Here is a 7534-nt window from a genome sequence, read left to right on the forward strand (position 1 = left end):
CGAGTTCTGGTAGGCGACCTCCATCAGGCCGAGCGACTGCATGCCCACGCCGATGCGCGCCGCGTTCATCATCACGAACATCGCGTTCAGGCCCTTGTTCGGCTCGCCCACCAGCCAGCCGGAGGCGCCGTCGAGGTCCATGACGCAGGTCGCGTTGGCGTGGATGCCCATCTTCTCCTCGAGCCGCGCGCACTTCACGCCGTTGCGCGCGCCGAGCGAACCGTCGGCGTTGGGGACGAACTTGGGCACGATGAAGAGCGAGATCCCCTTGGTGCCGGCCGGCGCGTCGGGCAGGCGCGCGAGCACCAGGTGCACGATGTTCTCCGCCAGGTCGTGCTCGCCCGACGAGATGAAGATCTTGGTGCCGGTGATCCGGTAACTGCCGTCGGCCCGGGGCTCGGCCTTCGTGCGCAGCAGGCCGAGGTCGGTGCCGCAGTGCGGCTCGGTCAGGCACATCGTGCCGGTCCAGTCCCCCGACACCAGCTTCGGGATGTAGAGTGCCTTCTGCTCCGGCGTGCCGTGCGCGTGCAGGCAGTCGTAGGCGCCGTGGGTGAGGCCCGGATACATCGCCCAGGCCTGGTTGCCCGAGTTCATCATCTCCTGGAACGCGATGCCGACCGCCGCCGGCAGGCCCTGCCCGCCGTACTGCGGATCGCAGGTGAGCGTCGGCCAGCCGCCGGCCTTGAACTGCTCCCAGGCCTGCTTGAAGCCCTTCGGCGTCGTCACGACGCCGCCCTCGGACCAGCGGCAGCCCTCCTCGTCGCCGCTGCGGTTCAGCGGGAACAGCACCTCGGCGCAGAACTTGCCTCCCTCCTCGACGACCTGGTCGATCAGTTCACGGTTGGTCTCCGCGTAAGGCGGCAACGCCTTCAGGGTGCCCTCGACGTCGAGCAGCTCGTGCAACACGAACTGGATGTCGCGCAAGGGTGGGGTGTATCGGGCCATGACTGCTACTCCAGCTTCGAAACGATGGGATGGAAGGAAAAGGTCGGGGTCAGGTTCAAGTCTTTACAGACCGAACGTTCGTGCGCTTTTTCGGCCGCGACAGGCGCATCGTTCGCTGGTACGAGTCGACCAGGCGGTCGAAGCTGCGACGCGCGCGCCCGACGGCGTCGGGGCTGTCGAGCAACCTGCCGTCGTGGTGCAGCACGAGGATCACGCCATAGAGCTGGAACACCAGCTCCTGCACGTCGAGGTCGTCGGGCAGGTCGCCGGCGTCGACCGCCTGCTGGATCGCGCGCGACAGCTCGCGCTGCCACGAGCGCACCATCGCCACGAGTTCCTCTCGAACCGCGCCGGGCCGGTCGTCGTACTCGGCGGCGCCCGAGATCCAGATGCAGCCTCGCGCAGCCTCGATCGCGGTGCGCTCGAGCCATCGGTCGAAGATCGCGCGCAGCCGCGGCAGGCCGCGCTTCTCCTTGAGCCCCGGGACCAGTACCTCGTCGACGAAGCGCCGCTCGTAGGCCTTGAGCACTGCGATCTGCAGGTCCTCGCGCGAGCCGAAGTGGGCGAACACGCCGCTCTTGGACATCTGCATGCGCTCGGCGAGCGCGCCGATCGTGAGACCCTCGAGTCCGTTGCGCGCCGCGAGCTCGAGCGCGGCCTCGACGATCGCGGCGCGCGTCTGCTCGCCCTTGCGCGGCCCGCCCGCAGGGCGCCGGCGCGCGACGGCAGGCGTGCCGGCTGGAACGGCCGAAGGAGTCTTCATCGTCAGTTTTCCGAACGATCGTGCTTTTCTGGGAGCCTAACCGAAAGCCGGCGCCGGCGGGCGGGGAGCCTGCCGCCGTTAGGGGCGACACTCTAATGGTGCGCTGCAGCGAAGGCCGCGCTGCCGGCTGGGGAGCGTCGTGCGGTCAGCCGACCGCCTCCTGCGTACCCCCGAACTCCGCGCCGATCTTCATGATGCCGCTCACGCGGGCCACCGGCGTGCCGTCCGCCGTCACGAGGCCCTGCGCGAAGACCATCGATCGCGTCGTGCGCAGCACTTGCGCCTCGCCCTGCACCCAGGCGCCCCTGGCCGACGGCGCGAGATAGTCGATCTGCAGGCTGATCGTCGGCAGGAACCGGCGCCCGATCTCGGGCACCTGCCGGTGTGCGACCAGGGGCAGCAGCATGTCGCAGAAGCTCGCCATCATCCCGCCGTGGCAGATGCCCATCGGATTGGTGTGGCGCGGCTCGACGCGAAAGCCCAGTTGCACCCGGTCGCCGCCGTGCCGCAGGTAGAACGGGCCATTCACGGCGATGAACTCGCCGCCGACTTTCAGGGCGGCGAATCCGGTGGGGATTCCTGCATCCATCGCTTCTTGCTCCACGAGGCCGACTCGCTGCGAGGGTAGCAGGGCGCGCGGCGCGCTTCGCACGGCTACCAGAGCGCGTAGCGCCACCCGAGCAGCGCCGTGAGCGCGCCCCACATCAGCAGCAGCAACGGCACTCCGACACGTATGAAGTCCGCGAAGCGGTAGCGCGCAGCGCTCATCACCAGCAGGTTCGTCTGGTAGCCGATCGGCGTCGCGTAACAGAGGTTGCAGCCGAACAGGATCGCCAGCACGTAGGCCTCTGCCGGTGCGCCCAGGCTGCGCGCTGCCTCGACCGCGATCGGCGTGCCGATCGCCGCCGCCGCGTTGTTCGACACGAAGTTGGTGATCACCGCGACGAACAGCATCATCGCGCCGAGCACCGCGAGCGGCGGCCAGCCGGCGACGAGATCGCTGAACGCGTGCGCCAGCGCGCTCGCCGCGCCGGTGTCGAGCAGCGCCTTGCCTAGCGCCAGGCTTGCCGCCACCAGCATGATCACGTCGGCCTTGAGCGCGCGGCCGATCGCCTCGGGCTTCAGGCACCGGGTGGCGAACATCGCAAGCACGCCCGCCAGCGCGGCCAGGTACATCGGCAGGACCTTGGTCGCCGCGAGCGCCACCACGGCCAGCATGATCGCCGCCGCGACGCCGCCGCGGCCGCCGCCTCCCGCGTCGACCGCGCCGTCGACGACGACCAGCCCACGGTCGGCGCGCAACGCGGCGACCTTGTCCGGCGCGCCCTGCACCAGCAGCACGTCGCCCGCCGCCAGCCGGATGTCACCGACATCTCGCTGCCGCTGCATCGCGCTGCCCGTGGACCTGAACGCCCCGAGCACGACGACGTCGTGCCGATCGGCGAAGCGCTGCTCGCGGATCGTCCAGCCGACCAGGTTCGACGTGGGCAACAGGATCACCTCGGCCAGCGCGGCATCGTCCCCGTGCAGCGGGTGCTCGTCGTCGACCGGGTGCTCGGAGTCGTCGACGTTGTAGAGCCTGAGACCGAGCTCGCGCTCGAATGCCTTGAGCCTGGTGGCGGTGTCGCTGACCACGAGGCGATCGCCGGCTGCCAGCTTGACGTTGGGCAATCGCACGAGGCTCAGCCCATCGCCACGATGCAGCGACTTGACGCGCAACTCGCGCTTCGAGCGTTCGAGCAACTCCTCCAGCGTGGCGCCGTCCAGCGGCGAACCCTCCGGTACGTGGAAGACGGCGTCGAACCGGCGCTCTGCCGGCGCTGCACCCCCGTCGTCGCCGGCCGGCAGCAGCAGCGGAGCGACCAGCCACAGGTACGGCAGCGCGACCAGGGCCGCGATCGCGACGAGCGGAGTGAAGTCGAACAGGTCGAAATGCGCCGCGCCCATCCGTGCGGCGATGGCGACGACGAGCAGGTTGGTCGAGGTGCCGATGGTGGTCGCCATCCCGCCGATCAGCACCGCGAAGTTCATCGGCATCAGCTGCCGCGACGCCGAACCGCCGGTCTGGCGCGCGAGCGCGGCCAGGACCGGGATCAGCAGGACGACGATCGGCGTGTCGTTCACGACGCCGCTCGCCGCGAGGCAGACGACGAGTACCAGCAGCATGCCCGCGCGAGCGCCGAGCCGCTTCCACAGCGCGGCCAGCTGCCTGGTGACCGGATTCAGCGCGCCGGTTTCGACCAGGCCCTGCCCGAGCACGAGCAGCGCGCAGATCGCGACCAGCGCCTCGTGCCCGAAGCCGAGGTAGAAGTCGCGCGGATCGACGACCCGCTCGCCACTGCGATAGGGGAACGCCACGAACGCGAGCGGCAGCGCCACCAGCACCAGCAGGCTGGTGACCACGATCGGAACGCGCCGGATCGTGTAGAGCGCGAACACCACGATCGTGAACACGAGCGAGGCGACCGCGTGCGGGGTCAGGTCGGGCATTGCCGAATGGTAGCGGCGCGCCGGGACAGGCAACAGGTATAATCGCGCCTCGGCGTCCCGAAGACGCCGTCGATTCAATCCGTGCCGCCCGCGATCGCGGGCACCCCAGCGCCGGGCATTCGAATTCGCCTCGCAGCGGCCCCGCGAATCGCCGCAGGCTCCCCGCCTTGCTGCGCAGACGCGCCGGCCGGCCGCAGCAGACACCGTGCGCTCCGCGTCCCTGGCGCGGACGCGCGAGCGCCGCCGGCGGCGCCAGGGCCGCTCCGGCGACCCGACGACAGGAGATGACGACGCATGCGCGAACAGCTGCTCGAACTGAAGGCGTGGATCACCCCGTACGCGGCCGAGCTGCGCGTCGCGGCCTCGATCGTCGGCGTGCTGCTGATCGCGTTCGTGCTGCGCTACGTGGCCAACCGGTTGCTGCGCCGCTTCTTCGTCGGCGTGTCCGATCGCGCCCCGTCGGTCGAGGAGCGGCGTCGCGTGGAAACGGTGGGCAAGGTGCTGCGACACACCGTCTCGGCGCTGATCCTGATCGTCGCCGCGCTCGTGATGCTCAACCAGCTGGGCATCTCGATCGCGCCGATTCTCGGCGCCGCCGGCGTCGTCGGCATCGCGGTGGGCTTCGGCGCGCAGAGCCTGGTGAAGGACATCTTCGCCGGATTCTTCCTGCTGATCGAGAACCAGATCCGCGTCGGCGACGTGGTCGAGATCGCGGGCAAGTCGGGCGTCGTCGAGCAGCTGAGCCTGCGCCGCACGAAGCTGCGCAGTTACGATGGCAGCGTCCACTACATCTCGAACGGGCTGATCACGACCGTGACCAACATGTCGACCGAGTTCGCGTTCGCGGTCGTCGACATCGGCGTGGCCTATCGCGAGGACATCGACCGCGTCTACGCGGTCATGCGCGACACGGCCGATGCGCTGCGCGGGACGGCCGACTTCGGGCCGAAGATCATCGGCGACCTCGAGATCGCCGGCGTCGATCAGTGGGCCGACTCGGCGGTCATGATCCGGGCGCGCATCCGCACGCAGCCGCTGGACCAGTGGAGCGTGCGGCGTGAGTACCTCAAGCGGCTGAAGGCGGCGTTCGATCGCGAGGACATCTCGATCCCGTTCCCCCACCGCACGCTGATGGTCGAAGGTGGGTCGATCCTGCCGACGCCCGAAGCCCCCGAGGCCGGCGCGCGCCCTGATCGGGCGGCACGCGCTACGTGAACCGGCGATCCGGCCGCCGCCCCCTGCTGGCACCCTTGCGGAGACCCCGACGATGACCGGCGACAATCGCTCCGACCTGTTCTTCCTGCCTTCCTGGCCGCCGATGCCCGATGTCGTGCTGTGGGTGTCGCTGACGATCGTCGTGGCCGGCCTGCTCGGCGAGTTCGTGTTCCGCAGGTTCAGGCTGCCCCGGGTGGTGGGCTATGCCGCCGTCGGGACGATCGTGTCGGCGCTCGGGCTGGGCATCGACGGCACCACGCTCAAGCCGAGCTTTCGCCTGATCGTCGACCTCGCGCTCGCGCTGCTGCTGTTCGAGCTCGGCAGCCGGATCAACCTGCGCTGGCTGCGCACCAACCCGTGGCTGCTCGTGACCAGCCTGGCCGAGGCGGCGCTGTGCTTCGCTGCCGTCCACCTGACGCTGCTCTACTTCGGCACCGAGCCGAGCGTGGCGGCCGCGGTCGCCGCGATCCTGGTCGCGACCTCGCCCGCGGTAGTGATGCGGGTCGCCTCCGAGTTCGACGCGTCGGGCCAGGTGACCGAGCGCATGATCTTGCTCACCGGCCTGAACACGTTCTATGCCGTCCTCGCGTCGAAGTTCGTGGTCGGCTGGCTGCACGCCGAACTCGCCGGCAGCTGGTTCCGCTCGATCGCACACCCGCTCTACCTGTTCGCCGGGTCGGCGATCGTGGCCGCCTTGCTGGCGTTCTGCGTCTCGCTGATCGCCAGGCGCCTCGACCTGCGCAACGAGAACTCGGCGCTGCTGCTGCTCGGCATGATCCTGCTCGCGCTGTCGGTCACGAAGATGGCCAACCTGTCGACGCTGCTGGTGCCGCTGCTGGCCGGCCTGATGCTGCGCAACAGCACCGAGAGGCCCTGGATCTGGCCGCGGCACTTCGGCACGGCCGGCGGCGCGCTGGTGCTGCTGCTGTTCGTCATCACCGGATCGGTCTGGTCGGTCGATGCGCTGATGGTCGGCGCCGCGCTCGGAGCGGCGGTGATCGTCGCGCGGTTCGCGGCCAAGACGCTGGCGACCGTCGCGCTCGGACGACCGAGCGGCCTGTCGGTGCGGCAGGGGCTGGCGCTGGGCGTCGCGCTGATGCCGATCTCGGGCGCCGCGCTGGTGATGATGGCCGACCTGCAAGCCGTGTACCCCGAGTTCGCCGCGAAGCTCAACGGCATCGTGTTCAGCGCGGTAGCCGTCCTCGAGCTCGTCGGCCCGATCGCGGTGCAGGCGGCGCTGCGATACGTGAACGAAGACAACATCCGCTGACCCGACGGAGACGCTCATGCCGCTGGAAGCCTTCGCCGAATCGCGCGCCCTCACGCTCGGGGTCGAACTCGAGCTCCAGATCGTCAACACGCACGACTTCGACCTCTCGCACGGCGCGCGCGACCTGCTGCGCCTGGTCGGCCGGCGCAAGCTGCCCGGCGAGGTGAAGCCCGAGATGACCGACAGCATGATCGAGCTGTCGACCGGCGTCTGCGCCGACTACGCCGAGGTCCTCGCGCATCTTCGCGAGACCCGCGACGCGCTGGTCGAGTGCGCGGGCAAGCTCAATGTGGGCCTGTCCGGAGGCGGCACGCATCCGTTCCAGGACTGGAGCCGGCGCCGGATCTTCGACACGCCGCGATTCCACATGCTCTCCGAGCTCTACGGCTACCTGTCGAAACAGTTCACGATCTTCGGCCAGCACGTGCACGTCGGCTGCCCGGGCCCGGACGCCGCGCTGGTGCTGCTGCACGGCCTGTCGCGCTTCATCCCGCACTTCATCGCGCTGTCGGCCTCGTCTCCGTTCGTGCAGGGCACCGACACCGGCTTTCACTCCGCGCGCCTGAACTCGGTGTTCGCGTTCCCGTTGTCGGGCCGCGCGCCGTTCACGCTGACCTGGGACGAGTTCACCCGCTTCTTCGACAAGATGACCCGCACCGGCGTCGTGCAGAGCATGAAGGACTTCTACTGGGACATCCGGCCGAAGCCCGAGTTCGGCACGATCGAGGTGCGGGTGCTCGACACCCCGCTCACCATCGAGAAGGCCGCCGCGCTCGCGGCGTACATCCAGTGCGTGGCGCGGTGGCTGAGTTTCGAGCAGCCGTTCCGGCCGGCCGAGGACGACTATCTCG

The 7534-nt window shown here is 69.6% G+C and carries 7 protein-coding genes; 3 read left to right on the forward strand and 4 right to left on the reverse strand.

Annotated elements, in window-relative coordinates:
- The 4 genes from ABS45_RS17235 to ABS45_RS17250 all read right to left on the reverse strand — a co-directional run.
- A partial coding sequence (locus ABS45_RS17235; protein ID WP_291558111.1) for an acyl-CoA dehydrogenase family protein occupies positions 1 to 945 on the reverse strand: 945 nt, incomplete at its 3' end.
- 55 nt (positions 946 to 1000) lie between these two features.
- Positions 1001 to 1708 (reverse strand): TetR/AcrR family transcriptional regulator, encoded by a 708-nt coding sequence (locus tag ABS45_RS17240; RefSeq protein WP_291558114.1) that lies wholly within the window; start codon positions 1706 to 1708, stop codon positions 1001 to 1003.
- Between the two features lie 145 nt (positions 1709 to 1853).
- The gene (locus tag ABS45_RS17245) at positions 1854 to 2297 is read right to left on the reverse strand and encodes a PaaI family thioesterase (RefSeq protein WP_291558117.1); all 444 of its coding nucleotides are present in this window, start codon (positions 2295 to 2297) and stop codon (positions 1854 to 1856) included.
- A 65-nt stretch (positions 2298 to 2362) separates the two neighbouring features.
- Entirely contained in the window at positions 2363 to 4198 is a 1836-nt protein-coding gene (locus ABS45_RS17250; protein WP_291558120.1) for an SLC13 family permease, read from the reverse strand.
- A gap of 294 nt (positions 4199 to 4492) precedes the next feature.
- On the opposite strand from ABS45_RS17250, the gene ABS45_RS17255 reads away from it, so the two are divergent.
- The 3 genes from ABS45_RS17255 to ABS45_RS17265 all read left to right on the forward strand — a co-directional run.
- Positions 4493 to 5413 (forward strand): mechanosensitive ion channel family protein, encoded by a 921-nt coding sequence (locus ABS45_RS17255; protein WP_291558123.1) that lies wholly within the window; start codon positions 4493 to 4495, stop codon positions 5411 to 5413.
- A 52-nt stretch (positions 5414 to 5465) separates the two neighbouring features.
- Positions 5466 to 6683, forward strand: coding sequence for a cation:proton antiporter (locus ABS45_RS17260; RefSeq protein WP_291558126.1), 1218 nt, complete (start codon positions 5466 to 5468; stop codon positions 6681 to 6683).
- Between the two features lie 16 nt (positions 6684 to 6699).
- On the forward strand, positions 6700 to 7534 hold an 835-nt coding region (locus tag ABS45_RS17265), incomplete at its 3' end, for a YbdK family carboxylate-amine ligase (protein ID WP_291558129.1).

The organism is Comamonas sp. SCN 65-56 (assembly GCF_001724135.1).
Lineage (GTDB): Bacteria > Pseudomonadota > Gammaproteobacteria > Burkholderiales > Burkholderiaceae_C > Comamonas_C.